Annotated in this window: 12 protein-coding genes; 4 read left to right on the top strand and 8 right to left on the bottom strand. The window is 63.1% G+C overall.

Annotated elements, in window-relative coordinates; genetic code table 11:
* The first annotated feature begins 339 nt into the window (after positions 1–339).
* Both CLAC_RS00290 and CLAC_RS00285 read left to right on the top strand, forming a co-directional pair.
* The gene (locus CLAC_RS00290) at positions 340–1203 is read left to right on the top strand and encodes an HNH endonuclease family protein (protein WP_053411217.1); all 864 of its coding nucleotides are present in this window, start codon (positions 340–342) and stop codon (positions 1201–1203) included.
* Between the two features lie 619 nt (positions 1204–1822).
* Positions 1823–3526, top strand: coding sequence for an AMP-binding protein (locus CLAC_RS00285; protein ID WP_053411216.1), 1704 nt, complete (start codon positions 1823–1825; stop codon positions 3524–3526).
* Here the strand turns inward: CLAC_RS00285 and CLAC_RS00280 are convergent.
* Genes CLAC_RS00280 through lysX form a run of 5 tightly spaced genes read right to left on the bottom strand, consistent with a single transcriptional unit; the run spans position 3523 to position 10443 of the window.
* On the bottom strand, positions 3523–4311 hold the full coding sequence (locus tag CLAC_RS00280) for an SDR family oxidoreductase (protein ID WP_053411215.1): 789 nt from the start codon (positions 4309–4311) through the stop codon (positions 3523–3525). The genes CLAC_RS00285 and CLAC_RS00280 overlap by 4 nt on opposite strands.
* Positions 4312–4338: 27 nt before the next feature.
* Complete coding sequence (locus CLAC_RS00275) at positions 4339–5103, bottom strand: SDR family NAD(P)-dependent oxidoreductase (RefSeq protein ID WP_053411214.1); 765 nt, start codon at positions 5101–5103, stop codon at positions 4339–4341.
* Positions 5104–5157: 54 nt separating this feature from the next.
* Positions 5158–6117 carry an alpha/beta hydrolase gene (locus tag CLAC_RS00270; RefSeq protein ID WP_053411213.1) on the bottom strand — a complete coding sequence of 320 codons (960 nt, stop codon included), beginning with the start codon at positions 6115–6117 and terminating at the stop codon, positions 5158–5160.
* The gene (locus CLAC_RS00265; protein ID WP_053411212.1) at positions 6114–6980 is read right to left on the bottom strand and encodes an alpha/beta fold hydrolase; all 867 of its coding nucleotides are present in this window, start codon (positions 6978–6980) and stop codon (positions 6114–6116) included. The genes CLAC_RS00270 and CLAC_RS00265 overlap by 4 nt, the downstream gene beginning before the upstream one ends.
* A gap of 28 nt (positions 6981–7008) precedes the next feature.
* Positions 7009–10443, bottom strand: a complete 3435-nt coding sequence (gene lysX, locus CLAC_RS00260; protein WP_082312922.1) for a bifunctional lysylphosphatidylglycerol synthetase/lysine--tRNA ligase LysX — start codon at positions 10441–10443, stop codon at positions 7009–7011.
* 242 nt (positions 10444–10685) lie between these two features.
* Here lysX and CLAC_RS00255 point away from each other — a divergent pair, with 242 nt between their 5' ends.
* Positions 10686–12764, top strand: a complete 2079-nt coding sequence (locus CLAC_RS00255; protein WP_053411211.1) for an NADPH-dependent 2,4-dienoyl-CoA reductase — start codon at positions 10686–10688, stop codon at positions 12762–12764.
* Here the strand turns inward: CLAC_RS00255 and CLAC_RS00250 are convergent, their stop codons facing one another.
* On the bottom strand, positions 12765–13436 hold the full coding sequence (locus CLAC_RS00250; protein ID WP_053411210.1) for a nitroreductase family protein: 672 nt from the start codon (positions 13434–13436) through the stop codon (positions 12765–12767).
* Between the two features lie 169 nt (positions 13437–13605).
* On the opposite strand from CLAC_RS00250, the gene CLAC_RS12545 reads away from it, so the two are divergent.
* The gene (locus CLAC_RS12545; RefSeq protein WP_156324719.1) at positions 13606–14160 is read left to right on the top strand and encodes a hypothetical protein; all 555 of its coding nucleotides are present in this window, start codon (positions 13606–13608) and stop codon (positions 14158–14160) included.
* A 21-nt stretch (positions 14161–14181) separates the two neighbouring features.
* On the opposite strand, the gene CLAC_RS00245 is transcribed toward CLAC_RS12545, so the two are convergent.
* Both CLAC_RS00245 and CLAC_RS00240 read right to left on the bottom strand, forming a co-directional pair.
* On the bottom strand, positions 14182–14688 hold the full coding sequence (locus CLAC_RS00245; RefSeq protein WP_053411209.1) for a methylated-DNA--[protein]-cysteine S-methyltransferase: 507 nt from the start codon (positions 14686–14688) through the stop codon (positions 14182–14184).
* Positions 14689–14703: 15 nt separating this feature from the next.
* Complete coding sequence (locus CLAC_RS00240) at positions 14704–15648, bottom strand: alpha/beta hydrolase family protein (RefSeq protein WP_053411208.1); 945 nt, start codon at positions 15646–15648, stop codon at positions 14704–14706.
* Between the last annotated feature and the right edge of the window lie 237 nt (positions 15649–15885).

Genomic DNA, 15885 nt, shown 5'->3' with positions numbered 1-15885 from the left:
TTTAGGTGCTTAGGTATTTCGCACCAAACCGAGTACAGCACCTCACGGCGCTACCCAAATGTGATGCAAATTATCTATTTCTAACTGATTAGAACTATGCACTTTCACCTAGGCGTAATGCAATACGCAACTAGGTAGACTGCCGGGCTTCTTCACCCCCGACGCAAATACCCACGAGCTCCCAGCGCAGGCAAAATTCAGCCCTACGCACCGTTTCTTATACTTTTAAATTCTTTTCACCCTGCAGTAGTCCCACTACCCCCACCTATCTCGCACTAATTTTCGATATATTTTCAGTTGACACCACCCCAATCCGGACAAGCCCATAAAGTGAGTCACATGCCCCGCCACACCACTTCGGCCGCCACAACCCTCGCAGGTCTACTCATCGGCACGATGGTCGCGGGCTGCTCCCCTTCGGCGATGCCACAGGGCGGGCAAGTACCGTCGTTAAGCCCAAGCCCCACCCCAAGCATCGGCCAGCCTTCCGCCCCACCATCCCCTCCCACACTTCCGCCCGCACCCGCCCCTGCGCCGGATCAGCCAAGCGAGGCTACACCGATCCCCCTCCCGCTTGCCGACGCCGCCAGGGGTGCCCTCGAGGAGCTACCGATCAAGGGGCGCGCCCCCAAAACCGGTTATGAACGTGAGCAATTCGGCCAACGCTGGAGCGACGATGTCGTGGCAGAGTTCGGCCACAACGGCTGCGATACCCGCAATGACATCCTCGGCCGCGACCTTATTAATAAGGAATACAAACCGAATACGCGAGATTGCGTAGTTCTCGCTGGTCAGTTGAGCGATCCGTACACAGGCACACTCATAGAGTTCAGGCGCGGACAGAGAACCTCTTCGGCGGTCCAGATTGACCACGTTGTAGCACTGAGCGATGCCTGGCAAAAAGGCGCCCAGCAGCTAACACCAGAGCAACGCCAGGAGTTCGCGAATGACCCGCTTAACCTTCTCGCGGTCGATGGTCCGGCTAACCAACAGAAAAGAGACGGAGATGCCGCCACTTGGATTCCTCCTAATTCGGCTTTTCGCTGTCAGTACGTCGCTCGGCAGGTTTCAGTGAAGAAGAAATACAGCCTCTGGGTAACACCCGCCGAGCGCGACGCGATTGCGCGCTGGCTCAACACCTGCACGCCCGAGGACGAGGCAGGCCTCGAAAACCTTCAGCTCGCGCCAACACCCCCGATTTAGGTGCCCGCCCCCTACCCAAATCGGCCTTCCCAGCTCGTCACAGCAGGGCTGTCGCAACGCCCTTCAAGAGGCCCCACAGAGGATTCCTAATCCCTGCGACGCGATCACCTCCTGCTTCCAATCGACCTCAGAATCCCCCGGTTTTCGGGGCAGTGTCGAGCGTTGCCACGGGCAATCACCAAGCTGCACGCCCGGACTAGTGACACAATCAAAATGCAACTTCACAAAAGGAATAGCCCTTCACCACGCCATTTTTCGCAATCAAAACACAACCATTGTGTTATTATTTCGTTACCAAATTCCCCAAACACGGCTAACTCCAATGTCTGACATGCCAGATGCCACAGGAATTAGTGCATGGCGATCACCAACAGGGCGGCCAGAACGCACACTTGACCACACGGCGACAATTACTTTTGGTCATAAATATCTAACCGGATCAAGATTTGCTAGAGTTCAACCGTTACAAGAACGCACTAGCGTTACTGGTGTTACAGATGTTACAAAAGTCCGGTGTTCGTAAGGCTTAAAGCGACAGGACGAAAGCACGGACGCCAGCAGTTGCATTTTTCGCACCAGTATCGCTCACCACGAACGAACCCAGGAGGAATTACCACCTATGGCCGCAGAGATGAAGGCTCCTCGTGTGCCGCTGCCGTTCCAGCTCAAGGCTCTCGTCCAGTCCGTCCCTCCGCTACTGCGCTCCGGCGCGCTGTCCATGACCCCAAAGCAGGTTCTGCCGTTCGTTAACCAGATTCTGCGCCTGAAGTTCTCCGCCGCCGCACTCATTAAGCTCGGCGCAATGCGCTACCCAGATCGCCTGGCTCTCGTCGATGACGAAGGCGAGCTGACTTACACCCAGCTGCTGGAGCATTCCCAGTCCCTGGCCCGCGCCATGATGGACCGCGGCATGAACGCTAAGAGCAGCTTCGGCGTAATCGCGCGTAACGGCCGTGGCATTATCCTCCCGATGGCCATCAAGGCATTTATCGGCGCAGAAATCATGCTCATGAACATCGGCTCCGGCCCGAGCCAGATTCAGGGCGTCGTCAAGCAGAACGATGCCAAGTTCCTCTTCGTCGATGACGAGTTCCTCGATCGCCTGCCAGAGGACCTGACCGGCGTCCAAATTGTTATTACCTCAGTGACCAAGCCGGATACTCGCTCGAAGGTCCCGGCGGACTTCCTGTTCATGGATGACCTGATCAAGGAAGGACGCAGCTCCTCCTCCGAGTTTGAGAAGAAGCCCGAGCAGGGTCGCATCATCATCATGTCCTCCGGCACCACCGGCATCCCGAAAGGCGTTCTGCGCAACGAGCCGAAGACCCCGGCCACCCTGGGCGCCATCACCGACCGCATCCCGTGGCGCAAGAACATGGTCATCCATCAGTCGGCATCGATGTTCCACGCGTGGGGCTGGGCAAACGTAATCATTGCGCTGGTGACCGGCGCAACGCTGGTTACTATGAGAGTCTTCGACGCGCAGAAGGCCGTCGACCAGTGCGAGAAGTACGGCGTCAATGGCATGATTTCGGCGGCGTTCTTCCTCCGCCAGATCAAGGACGTGCTGGATGACCAGCCGAGCCGCAAGATTGGCCCGTTCCGCTTCATCGTTTCCTCCGGCAACGCCATCCCTGGCTGGCTGGTCTCCGCCCTGACGCACCGCTTCGGCCCGGTCATCTGTAACTTCTACGGCTCCACCGAGGCTGGCTTGTGCTCCATCGCCTCGGGCCCGGACCTGGCCACCCGCCCGGATTCCGCCGGCCGCCCAGCAATCGGCGCCAAGGTGCGCATCCTTGGCGAGGACGGCAAGGAACTACCCGCTGGCGAGGTCGGCCTGATTCACACGGCCCAGGAGTTGTCCTTCATCGGCTACCTCAGCGAAACCGACAAGTTCACCACCGTCGACGGCCTCTTCCAGATCGGTGACCTGGGTCGTATCGACCAGGACGGCTACCTCTACATTTGTGGTCGCTCCGATGACATGGTGATCAAGGGTGGTGAGAACATCTTCCCGCGCGAGGTCGAGGAGATTCTCGGTCCGGTGCCGGGCATCGCCGACGTCTTCTGCCACGGCTCCAACGAGAACGACGAGATCTTCGCAGACCTCTACCTCTACGTTGTCCGCGAGAATTCCAAGCAGGGCGCCGGCCTCAACGAGAAGATGCTGCAGGAGTACGTCCGCGACAACTTGGCTGAACACTCCGTGCCGGACCGCGTATTCTTCGTCAACTCCCTGCCGCGCAACGCGATCGGCAAGGTCGTCCCGCGCGAGGTCAAGGCCATGCACGAGCGCCTGAACCTCGACGCCCAGCAGAGCTAGATTCGAGGCCTGACCTGGACCTCGTCGACACTGGCATCGGGCCCGGCGTCGACGACCAGCCGCACGGCCGCCGCGATGGACCCCGCGCGGACGAACTTCGAGCCATCGTAGGTCCAGTCCGCGTCGCCCGAGTGCCAATTGCTCTGCAACTGCACCTGCATGTCGGTGTCGACGCGCCCCGGGTGTACGGAACTGACGCGAACCGTACCGCGTTCCTCCTCGCGCAGGGCATCGGTAAATGCCCGCAGCGCGAACTTCGAGGCCGCGTACGGCGAGGTCCCAGGCGAGGATCTGAAGCCAGAGCCGGAGTTAATCGATACCACGGTGCCACCCATTCCCGGCTGCCCCTCAGCACCGTCCCGGTCTCCTCGGCCTCCCGCCGACCGCAGCGCAGGTAGCAGCCGTCGCGTGAGGTCCGCCACCGCCACGACGTTGACCTCGAGAATCCTCGACCAGTCTTGTCGCGCAACATCCTCCACGCGCCCGTCGACGTACACGCCCGCCGAGTGCACCAGCACGTCCAGACCGCTCGCCCCTCGCTCGTCAAGTTCCGCGAGTAGCCCTGCAACCGCCGCCTCTACCGCGCGCTCATCCGATAGGTCCGCCACAAAAGCGCTTGCCGACGGCAATTGCTCGACCGCGGCCCTAGCCGCCTCCGGCGTGGTTGCACCCACGAAGACGTGGTGGTCGCGGGCCAGGTCCTTCGCCACCGCCAGGCCGATGCCGCGGCTACCTCCGGTGACAAGTGCGAACTTCTTTCGCGCGTCGGGGTTTTTATTCGCCATTGTCTGCTCTCCTGCTTGCTTTTTCGCTTACTTCTTTGGCTTAGCCCCGCCGACCTGGTCAATCGGCGTGACCTGCAGGAAGTCGATGTTGACTCGGTGTGGCAGGGTCGCCGCGAAGACGATAATGTCCGCGATGTCGCCCGCGGTCAGTGACTCCACGCCCTCGTAGACGGACGCGGCCTTGGCCTTGTCGCCGTCGAAACGCACGAGCGAGAAGTCGGTGTGGACACGACCCGGATCAATCTCGGTGACGCGGACCCCCTCCGCTGCGACTTCCTGGCGCAGGACCTCCACCAGGGCGCGCTCTGCGTGCTTGGCCGCGTTGTAACCGGCACCGCCGGTGTAGACCTGGCGGCCCGCAATCGAGCCGACAGTCAGCACGATGCCCTCGGAGGCCTTCAGCGCGGGCAGTAGCGCGCGGGTCACGCGGAGGGTGCCCAGCACGTTGACCTCGTACATCCAGCGCCACTTCTCCTCAACCGCGGCCTCAATCGATTCCATTCCTTTGGCGCCGCCGGCGTTATTCACCAGCACATCCACGCGCGGGTAGGCACCGGCCAGCGCCGCCACATCCTCATCAGAGGTGACGTCTAGCTTCACGACGCTCGCCTGGCCACCCGCCCCTCGAATTTCCTCCGCCACGGCCTCGAGCTTGTCGACGCGGCGAGCGCCCAGGACGACATGGAACCCGGCCGCAGCCAGCGCGGTTGCGGTCGCGGCACCGATGCCGGAGGACGCCCCCGTGACAACTGCGACCTTCTTGTTTTCACCTGCTGGCTGCTGCGCGTTCATGGGGAAACCTTCCTCTTGGGGAGTAGACCGTTAGATACCCACGACTGTAGCGACCTAACGATGCCGTTTCACGCTCAATTGTTCCAAAATCGCCGAACGCGCACGCTTCCACTGCGGCCCCTCAATTTTTCCCCAGGACCCGTGGTTGGCGTCGTCAAGTTGAATGAGGCGGACCTGCTGTCCTAGGGATTCGGCAGTGTGGGCGTAAAAGGTGGCCTCGTCAATGCTTACGGTGCGGTCGTTCTTGCCATGCAAGATGGTCATTTGCGCCCGTGGGGCGACATTTAGTCCCGGCGAAGCCATGAAATAATGTTCGGGCACTTCCTTCGGAGACCCACCGAGCAGACCCACGACAAACTTGTCGTGCTGTTCGTACGCGAGAGTCATGTCATACACTCCGGCGATGCCGACGCACTTGTCCACGGTGAAGACGGGGTTGGCGCCCGGCGCGCCGTCGGGGAACTCGGGTCGGCTGCACGCCCACGCGGCGAGGTTGCCGCCAGCGCTGACGCCTGCGACGGATACGCGCCCGAGGTCTAGTTTCGCGGGCACCTTATCGGCGAGTTCGGGAATGAAATCGATTGCCTTGGCGATGTCCTCGTAGGTAATCGGCCATCCGCCGATGCCGTCCTTGTCCTTGGCGTGGATATCAGATCCGCGATACTCGATATTCCATACGGCAACTCCCTGCGCAGCGAGGTCCCGGGCCATTTTCGTGGTGGACAGCGCCGTGGAATGCTGGAGCCAGCCGCCACCGTGGATGAATACCACAAGCGGTAGTGAGCCCTTCCTCGCCTCAACCTTGGGAAGAAAAAGATCTCCGTATTGCCGTGGGCTTTCCGTGCCATATTCGATGCGGTGCGGGTTCGACGCGTCGCGGTTTCCCTCCGCTCGCTCCTTCGCGTGCTCGGAGGTAAACGGCCCATTCAGTGTCGCGCACCCTCCGGCCCCGAGCAGCCCGCCGAGGCACAGCACGCCGACCGTCACCATGGCCGCGGCCCGCCACTTGCTCATGCGCCAGCCCCTCCCGAACTGTCTGCGCTGCCTGCGCTCTTCGTCTCGGCCAGTCTCAGGATTTCTTCGTACACGGTCCCCGGCTTTTCCTTCATCACCATGTGCCCGCATTCCTCCAGCACCACGTGCCGACTGGGGCCGAACTCCTCCCACCGGTGGAAGATCCGCTCCCCCGCCCGCCGCATGCGTGCCGACGCTCGCCGCTTCCCCGGCCACCATGCCGGGAAGCTGGGGATCGCTGTGACAACACTGCTGGAAATAGCGGGCACAGCCTCGGAGGGCCCGGCATCAGCACTGGCACCAGCACCGGTGCCGGCACTCGCTTCCTCGCGGAGCTTCTCCAGGTCGTGGGCCCAGTAGCGAAAAGCTGCGTTCTCGGTCAGCAGGGCCTCCCAGCGCGGGTGCTTCGGCCTCCCCGAGCTCGCGCGCGGCGCAATAATTTTGTCGGCGACCGGGCGCGTCAGCCGGCCCAGGACCTGCGAGGGAAGGACGAGCCCCGGGATCGCCGGGAGGGCATCGCCGGTGGTGGAGATGTCGACGAGTACGACGGCGTCGGCAAGCGAAGGCTCGGTGAGGGCGAGCGCTTCGGCGAAGAAACCTGCGGCGGAGTGGACGACCAGCACGAGAGATCCCGCCCCGCGCGCACCCCGCAGAACTCCGGCGATGCGCTCGGTCTCAGAGGCGAGAGTCGGCATGTCACCGAGGCTCCAGTCGTCGATGTGGGACAGGCCGGGGCGATCGGCGACGGTGCTCTCAATGCCGGACTCCGCGAGCATTCCGCGCACGCGGTCCCAGGCCTGGCCGGGTACGCCGACACCACCGCTGAAGACAACGGTCGGCGATGTGTGCAGTCTCTTACCCATGCGTATCCTCGCGACTCCTATCTGTCCTCTACCGCCCCACCTTAACGAACGGGAAGGGCAGAGACTCGCGGATCGTGGCGCCAGTAATCAGCATGACCACGCGGTCGACACCCATTCCCAGGCCGCCGGTGGGCGGCATGCCGAACTCGAGGGCCTTCAGAAATTCCTCGTCGACCTCCATTGCCTCCGGGTCGCCGCCGGCTGCGAGGAAAGACTGCTCCTCCAGGCGGGCACGCTGGTCGAGCGGGTCGGTCAGCTCAGTGTAGGCGGTGCCCAGCTCGACGCCCCAGGCGACCAGATCCCAGCGCTCGGTGACGGTGCCGTCGGTGCGGTGGGTGCGCGTCAGCGGGGACACCGACAGCGGGAAGTCGGTGTAGAAGGTCGGCTCCTTGGTGTGGTCCTCAACCAGATGCTCGTACATCTCTAGCGACACCTGGCCCGCATCCCAGTCGGCGCGGTAGGGGATTTCCAACGCGTCGCACAGCTCAGTGAGCCTCTCGACGTCGGTGGAACCGGTCAGATCCTCGATGTCCATGTCCTTAGCGCGGATCGCTTCGGTGACGGCCTGGTGCAGCGTTTTGACCGGCCAATCCCCGGAGATGTCCACCATCTCGCCGTCCGGCCCCGGAACCGCGCACACGCCGTTGGCGGCGATTGCTGCGTCCTGGATCATCTTCTGACACATCTTGCGCATGGAGGTGTAGTCGCCGTAGGCGGCGTAGGCCTCCAAGATGGTGAACTCCGGGTTGTGAGTGGCGTCGACGCCCTCGTTGCGGAAGGTTCGCCCCAGCTCGAAGACCCGGTCTACGCCACCACACATCAGACGCTTCAGATACAGCTCCGGCGCGATGCGCAGGTAGAGGTCCGTGTCGTAGGCGTTGATGTGCGTTGTGAACGGGCGCGCGTTCGCACCGCCGTGGATTTGCTGCAGAATTGGGGTCTCTACCTCGAGGAAGCCCTCGCCCACCAAACTGGAGCGCAGCGAGTGCAGGATTGCCGAGCGCGCCCGCAGAATCCTCCGGGAATCCTCGCCCACTGCCAGGTCCACGTGGCGGTTGCGGGAGCGGGTCTCCGGGTCACGCAGGCCTGCGACCTTGTCCGGCAGCGGGTGCAGGCTCTTCGCCGTGATCTGCCAGGACGTGGCCAGCAGCGATGGCTCCCCACGCTTGGAGTGGCCCGGCGCGCCCTCGACGTAAATCAGGTCCGCTAGGTCAAGGTCGCTGATGCGGTCAAACTCGGTCGTGCGCTCGCGCTCCACGAGTACTTGGCACTCGCCGCTAAAGTCGCGGACCTGCAGGAATACCACGCCACCGAAGTCGCGCTTCGCCATCACTCGGCCCGCCACGGACACGCCTGTGCCCGCTCCGCTTGCCGACGCCGCCGATGTCCCAGCCAGCTTCGCGATGTCAGCGCAGCGTACACTCGGCTGCATGCCGACGGGCCACGGGTCGCGTCCAGACTCCTTCATTGCGGTGGCGGACGCGATGCGCACGGCAGTCTGTTCGGGCACACGGCGGGTCGGGCGCTGGTTGATACCGGCCAGAATTTCCGGCACCGCGGCGTAAGCCGCAAGCGCCCCCTTGGAGGTGTCAGCCATACCGGTAATGCGCCGGCGACTATCGCCGCCGAGGAACCTCGGCACGTTCACGAAGCCTTCAGCGATACCGGAGGCGAAGGCGATGCGGGGAAGCGTGCGCGGCGTCGCAAAGCAGGCGTAGCGCGGGACCCACGTGGGGCCGTAGCGGTCGTTAGTACGGTAGAGAGCCTCCATCTGCCAGAACTTCGACAGGAATACCAGCAGCAGACGCCAATTGCGCTGCAGCGGGCCGACACCGAGCTTATCCTCGGAGGCGAAGACCGTGCGGAACATCGCGAAGTTAAGCGAAATCCGGGCGATGCCCAGGTCCTCGCCGGACTGGCACACCTCGGTGACCATCAGTTCGACCGTGCCGTTGGGGGCCTTCGGGCCACGGCGCATGAGATCCAGGGAGTAGCCGGTCTTCCCCCACGGCGAGAAGCTGAGCACGGCCACGCGCTGCTGCCCTACCAGTGCCTCGACCAGGAGGTTATTGCTATCCGCCGGGTCTCCGAGGCGACCTAGTGCCATGGAAAAGCCACGCTCGTCAGTGGTGTCGCGCCAGCGGTCCACGTCGCGAACGATTGCCTTGAACTCGTCTTCGCCGACCTCATTGTGGCGCCGGATTCGCACCTTGACGCCTGCCTTGCGGGCACGGTGCACCGCCTGACGAATCGACTTACGGTCCGGACCCGAAATCCGATAAGTGGAAGTGTCCAGCACGGCCTCGTCGCCAAGGTGGAACTCGGTCAGGCCGTGGCGTCGATAGGCTCGGGCGCCGCGCTGGGATGCGCCCATCACGCCCGGGGCCCAGCCGAACTCGTAGGCGCGGCGGAGGAACTCCTCGATGGCACCAGACCAGTGCTCTGGGTCTCCGACGGGGTCACCGGAGGCCAGCATCACGCCGACGTGGACGCGGTAGGTAATTGCGGCACGGCCGCTGGGAGCGTAGACGACGGACTTGTCACGGCGGGTGGCGAAGTAGCCGAGGGAATCATCATCGCCCCAGCGGGCCAGCATAGCGCGGATGGCGGTCTCGTCGTCGCCGGTTAGCGAGTTACGGTCCGATGCGGACTTGAACAGCGCGATAGCAGCGGCGATAACGGCCAGAGCGCCGAAGAGCCCCAAGAGAGTAGCGACCCACCCCGGCGGACGGCCGGAAAACCCCGTCGAGGGCAGAACGGAGAATCCCACCACTGCGTTCATAGTCCACCACAGTCGGTCCATCCCCTCCAGAGAACCACCGCGAAGCGTTCCGGGGAACATACTGACAATTGTCCAGCCGGCGGAGGTGGCGATGCTCGCGCCAATGGCATAAACACCTGCAGCGCGCCACCCGGCACTCTTGCGAACCCTGGCGATAAACAGCGGGCCGGCCCAAAACATCATGCCGATGACGATGAACTGGATGATGATACCCGCAACTATCAGAGGTACCACCCACCCCAGGTGGAAGAGCTCTGCATAGGCTTTGTCAACTGGATTCAAAATCTGATCCGGATTGAGATCACGCAGGTTCCTTGCTGTCTCAAGACTCGAAGGTAGAGCGAGCAGGTTGCTGGTAAGGGTCAGCGCCGATAGCGCCATGACCATCCACCAGGCCAGGCGTTTGCGAGAAAATACACCACCGGCGATGAGGAAGAGCAACACGGCCCAGGCGATGGAGGTTTCCGGCATCGGATAGAGCAAGAAGTCCAAAATAAAGCGAACCTTAGCCAGCAGATGCCTCACCGGCGGAAGGACTGAGAAGATAAGACAGACCACCGCGTAGATGCTCAGTGCCCACCCAAACAGGCCTATGAAAGTGTGCCGCGCCCGATCTGCCGGGCTGCCTCCCTTCAGCCAGCTGCGAATCTTCAATTCCTCATGTCGGGTGCCCGTTTTCATTTATCAACTCATTTCCGGAAAATGCGGTGCGTTTCATAGGGGCTAATCGCTGTTCATGCTACCTGTTTGCAAGCCATCGTGGGAACGCGATTTTGCTATCTGACGTGGTAAAAGCGGGAAACTATCTCGACGCATACAGCCACGGTAGAGCTAGCACTACCGTGAGCGCTACGGGGTATCGGGGGCCACTTTTTTAGCGAATTCACCCATTTCGCAGGCCGCGAAAAGACATACTAAGGAGCATGTCTCACCCCGCCCCGGAGAAGAATTTCCCGCACCTGCTCTCGTCGCTCGACGTTGGCCCGGTTACGCTGCGCAACCGCGTGGTGATGGGCTCCATGCACTCCGGCCTGGAGGACCGCACCCGCGACATCCCGAAGCTAGCCGCCTACCTGGGCCGCCGCGCCGAAGGCGGAGTCGGCCTGATCGTCACCGGCGGATACGCGCCGAACGTAGAGGGCTGGCTGACGCCCGCCGGGTCGATGATGGTGTCGAAGCGGATGGCCGACAATCATCGCCGTGTCACCGACACCGTGCACTCCCACGGCAGCCACATCGTGCTGCAGCTGCTGCACGCCGGGCGCTACGGCTACAGCCCCCTGGCGCGCTCAGCCGACACTGGGCAATCCCCCATCAGCCCGTTTAAGGCGCACCGCCTCACCGGCCTGGACGTCAAGCGCACGATTGCCGCCTACGTCCGCGCTGCGAAGCTGGCCAAGCGTGCCGGTTACGACGGCATCGAGATCATGGGTTCCGAGGGCTACCTGCTCAACCAGTTCCTCGCCGAGCGTACCAACCACCGCTCCGACCATTGGGGCGGAAGCGCTGCCGCCCGCATGCGCCTGCCGCTGGAGATTGTCCGCCGCATCCGCGCCGAGGTCGGCGACGACTTCCTGTTGCAGTACCGCATCTCCCTGCTCGACCTCGTCGAGGGCGGCCAGACCTGGTCCGAGACGTCCGAACTCGCACTCGGCCTGGTCGACGCCGGAGTCAACGTCTTCAATACCGGCATCGGCTGGCACGAGGCCCGCATTCCGACGATCGTCACCTCCGTTCCGCGCGCCGCCTTCGCAGGGCTCACCGGACGTCTCCGCTCGCTTGTCGACATCCCTGTCACGGCCTCGAACCGCATCAACCGCCCGGAGGTCGCAGAGCAGATTCTGGCCGAGGGCAACGCGGACCTCATTTCCATGGCGAGGCCTCTTCTGGCCGACCCCGACTTTGTGGTCAAGGCGTCCGACGGGCGTGCCGACCAGATCAACACGTGCATTGCCTGCAACCAGGCGTGCCTGGATCACACCTTTGCGGGCAAGCGCTCGACGTGCCTGGTCAACCCGAAGGCCGTCTACGAGACTGAGCTGGTCTCCCACCCGGTCGATGCCGGTGCGGCCAAGCGCGTTGCCGTCATCGGAGCGGGCGTGGCGGGCCTGGCATTCGCAGAGGCCGCCGCCGAGCGCGGGCATAAGCCGGAGATTTTCGAGGCCGCCGACCAGATCGGCGGGCAGTTCAACCTGGCCGCGCAGATTCCTGGCAAGGAGGACTACGCGGAGACTCTCAAGTACTTCGGTCGCCGACTGGAGGTGTTTGAGGTCCCGATCCACCTGGGCACTCGGGCCGATGTCGACGACCTGGCCGGCAAGTTCGACCACGTGGTCGTCGCCTCCGGTGTCACGCCGCGCATCCCGACGATCGAGGGCATCGACCACGACAAGGTCATCCGCTACGATGAGCTGCTCTCCGGCACGAAGATTGCGGGCGACAAGGTCGCCGTCATCGGCGCGGGCGGCATCGGCGTGGACGTGTGCGAGTACTTGACCCGCAAGCCGAACCAGACGATTGAGGCGTGGAACGACGCCTGGGGCGTCGGCGACCCGGCCGAGGCCCGCGCGGGCCTGGTCGACACCAATGCTTCCGGTGCTGCCGCCGCCTTCGAGATCGACCGCGAGGTCCACCTCCTGCAGCGTAAGACCTCCCGAATCGGCAAGGGCCTGGGCAAGACCACCGGCTGGGTGCACCGCGCCGAGCTGGTCAAGGCCGGCGTCAAGCAGTACACCGGCGTGACCTACGAGCGCATCGACGACGCCGGCCTACACATCACCATCGACGACAAACCGCAGGTCATCGACGTAGACAACGTGATCGTCTGCACCGGCCAGGAGTCCAACCTCGACTGCTTCGGCGCATCCTACCCGGACCCCGATGCCGCCCGCGAGTCGGCGAAGGACCGCAACGTCACCGTCATCGGTGGCGCCGACGTCGCCGCCGAGCTCGACGCCAAGCGCGCCATCCGCCAGGCCGTCGAGGTCGCGCTCTCCCTGTAGCTACCCCTCGTAGCGATCCGTATAGACCCGCTGCTCCACCGGGAACCGCCCCGGGTGCGGCGGGTTTTCCCCCGGCTTGCCGACGGCCAGGAGCAGCGCCACCACGACATCCGTGCCTCCGGCGCCGATTGCCTCCTTGACGGCTTCTTCATCGAAACCCGTCATCGGCGAGGAGGCCCAGCCGAAGGCACTGGCCGCGACCATTGCGAACGACGCCGCAATCATCGCGTCGCGAATCGCGAACTCCCGCGACAGCCCCGATTCCGCACGTTTTTCCTGGAAATCCGTCATCTTCTGCACGCGCTCGGCGGCCATCTTCTCATCCCACAGCCCACTGGCGCGGTTAAAATCCGCCAGGCGTCCGATGTTATGCCGCCACCCCGTCGGCTCCCCAACGAATGCCAATAGCAGCGGGGCTTCGGCGACCTGAGTCTGGCCGCCGGATGCCTTAAATACTTGGCTGCGCACATCCGGATCTTCGATACGCACTATCGCCCTGGACTGCAGGTTGAATGCGCTCGGGGCCTCCAATGAAAGCTCCAGGAGGCGGCGCACATCGGCGTCGGCAAGCGGGGTGGGGTCGAAGACTCGGGTGGCGCGGCGGGAGCGCAGTACGGCCTCGAAGGTGGCTGCGAAGTCGCTACAGTTTTCTGTGGCGGTAAATGATGTCATTTACCCGACCATAGCGAAAAAATATGTGATATTCACTAAACTATCAGGCAAAATGCTATTCAAAGAATGCAGGATTATAAAGGCAGCATGAAGACATGCGTGACAGCATGACAGCACAGCGCGCATCTTCGACCGCTGCCCCTGGCTTTCAAGCGAGGACACCCGAGAGATGAATCAGAATTCCTACAATCAGAGCCCCTATGGCAACGGATACGGCGGGTACGGCGCCCCATATCCGCCTCAGCCACGGAGGAATACGCCCCTCATCATCGCGCTCATCATTCTCGGCATCGCATTGCTGGCATTAGCAGTGCTCGGAGGTGTCATGCTCGGCCGCAATAGCTCTAATGAAGCAAATGGCCAGCGTAACTCAAGCGACAGTTCCTACGCCGCGGATAACACCGAAAGCTCCAGGCCCACATCGTCGACCACAGTAGAACCCTCAACTATCACCAGAACTCAGACAGCAATCCAACCTGCACCTAGCACCGGAGCCGATATCCCAACGACAAGGACCCAGACTCCGCCCCAGAACGAACAGCCCTCGGGCCCGCCGAGCCCTCCTTACGCAGCGGGCGCTGGCTACGAATGGTTCCTCAAGGGCCCATTCCAGTCCACCTGGACCTGCACCCAGAATGCGGATTCTTGGCCATCGGGAACCTCGGAATGCTTTGACTACAACGGCGGTGCCTACTACTGGGCAATGCGCCAGGCGTCGCGCTAGTTCGGGCCGCGCTGGCTGGCCCTAGTCCTGCCGGCCCTCAATCGACAGCAGCCAGCGCTTCATCTCGCACCCTCCGGCATAAGAGCCCAGCGAGGCACCGAACGATCCCACGCCGCCGCCAGCCGGCAGAACGCGGTGGCAGGGAATGATGATGGCCAGAGGATTTGTCGAACAGGCCGTTCCCGCGGCCCGCGCCGCCCGCGGCGACCCGGCCATCGCGGCCAGCTCCCCGTACGTCACAGCCTGACCGTAGCCGACCTCGCGCAGAGCCATCAGCGCCCGGGCGCGGAACGTGTCCTCCCCGAAAAGCGGGCAATCCAGCGGGAGGTCGAACTCGCGGCGCTGCCCCGCGAAATACTCCGCAAACTGGGCGGTCGCTTCCTGTGCAATCGCGGCGGCTTCGGGGGAATCGGCGCCGGGGGTGTCGTCGTCAAGCACGGCCCCGGTGAGGCTGACCTCCACCACCCCACGCGCGGAGGCGGCGACCCCGAGAGTCCCGAAAGGCGTCTCTACCTGCGCTGTCGCCATTCGGGCCTCCAATTTTTAGGCGTGGTGCTGGTGGAACCACTCTAGCAACTCGCCCCACTCCTTCTCGTGGCCCGCGCGGAAGTACCCGCCGTAGCCGACACCCTTCCCGCGGGCTGGCTGTGCCTGTCGCTTTTCGACGACCGAAGCGGCCGTCAGCACGTTAGTGATCAGGTCGGCAGAGGACTCCTCGGTCCAGTAATCGTCCGGAATGCGGATGGACAAAAACGGCTGAGTCGCGTGCGAGAAGCGATTCTGGAAGTCGAACTCCGAGTCATCGAAGAAGTAGCCGTCCTTGCGAGCCCAGCGTGCCCACTGGCGCATGACACCGATCGGCGGCTCGGTCGCCAGCTTCCAGGCCGACGCCGGGATGTGGCCGGTCAGGAAACCGCAGACCGGGCCAATGATGTTGAAGATGGAAAACGCGCGGAGCTTACCGACCAGCGACGGCACCTTAGTGATGCGCATACCGCGGCAGTTAATCAGCGCTGCGGCGTCGTAGGTTCCCTCGGATCCGGCGTAGGCGATGCCGTGGCCACCGACGGCGTGGCCGACTGCGAAGTGCGGGCCCTCCGGGAAGGTCTCCTTTGCCCATTCGATGACGCCCGGGATGTCCTTGGTGATCCAGTCGGACATGCGGATGTCCTCGTTATCCTTGTCGGACTTCATGCCGGACTGGCCGATGCCGCGGTAGTCGTAGGTAATGACGGCGTAGCCCTTGTCGGCGACCGTCTCCGCGAAACGGTGGTAGAAGCCCTGGGGGACGCCGGTGCCGCTGTGGACGGTAATGATTCCCTTCGGCGTCTGCACCGGGTTTTCCTTCGGGCGGAACAGGGTGCCGCGCAGGAGGACTCGGTCGTTGGCCGGGATAATCACGTCTTGGCGCGGGCTCGGCTCGGGGAGCTTCGGGCTCTTGGAGGAGAAGCGGGTGTTATTGGCTTTGGGGGAGACTTCGGAAATCATCTGTGCAGGTCCTTACGTGTTTTCGACGCTTCCATCGCTGCGTCTCGCCTGTGCCCCGACTCGGGCCGTGCAGACTGCGCGTAAATTTATATGCACATCTTAAAATGTAATCGCCGTCACTTTCAGGCGTTTTGGCGAATTCGGCTCACATTGGCGCCGCCCCTTGGCGCCGTTCCCGCACTTTAGCGCTCGTTCGTGACTGTAGAACAGCCGAGAGCGAGCGCTACAGTCACTAGC

Origin of the sequence: Corynebacterium lactis RW2-5 (assembly GCF_001274895.1) — a bacterium.
GTDB lineage: Bacteria > Actinomycetota > Actinomycetes > Mycobacteriales > Mycobacteriaceae > Corynebacterium > Corynebacterium lactis.
This window is presented reverse-complemented; position numbering and strand designations above follow the sequence as displayed.

Bases quoted from the DNA above. Each gene is read 5' to 3' on its own strand.
- CLAC_RS00265 (WP_053411212.1), bottom strand. From the start codon at position 6,980: ATGGGTAAGAGACTGCACACATCGCCGACCGTTGTCTTCAGCGGTGGT.
- CLAC_RS00280 (WP_053411215.1), bottom strand. From the start codon at position 4,311: ATGGCGAATAAAAACCCCGACGCGCGAAAGAAGTTCGCACTTGTCACC.
- lysX (WP_082312922.1), bottom strand. From the start codon at position 10,443: ATGAAAACGGGCACCCGACATGAGGAATTGAAGATTCGCAGCTGGCTG.
- CLAC_RS00245 (WP_053411209.1), bottom strand. From the start codon at position 14,688: ATGGCGACAGCGCAGGTAGAGACGCCTTTCGGGACTCTCGGGGTCGCC.
- CLAC_RS00290 (WP_053411217.1), top strand. From the start codon at position 340: ATGCCCCGCCACACCACTTCGGCCGCCACAACCCTCGCAGGTCTACTC.
- CLAC_RS00285 (WP_053411216.1), top strand. From the start codon at position 1,823: ATGGCCGCAGAGATGAAGGCTCCTCGTGTGCCGCTGCCGTTCCAGCTC.
- CLAC_RS00250 (WP_053411210.1), bottom strand. From the start codon at position 13,436: ATGACATCATTTACCGCCACAGAAAACTGTAGCGACTTCGCAGCCACC.
- CLAC_RS00275 (WP_053411214.1), bottom strand. From the start codon at position 5,103: ATGAACGCGCAGCAGCCAGCAGGTGAAAACAAGAAGGTCGCAGTTGTC.
- CLAC_RS12545 (WP_156324719.1), top strand. From the start codon at position 13,606: ATGAATCAGAATTCCTACAATCAGAGCCCCTATGGCAACGGATACGGC.
- CLAC_RS00240 (WP_053411208.1), bottom strand. From the start codon at position 15,648: ATGATTTCCGAAGTCTCCCCCAAAGCCAATAACACCCGCTTCTCCTCC.
- CLAC_RS00255 (WP_053411211.1), top strand. From the start codon at position 10,686: ATGTCTCACCCCGCCCCGGAGAAGAATTTCCCGCACCTGCTCTCGTCG.
- CLAC_RS00270 (WP_053411213.1), bottom strand. From the start codon at position 6,117: ATGAGCAAGTGGCGGGCCGCGGCCATGGTGACGGTCGGCGTGCTGTGC.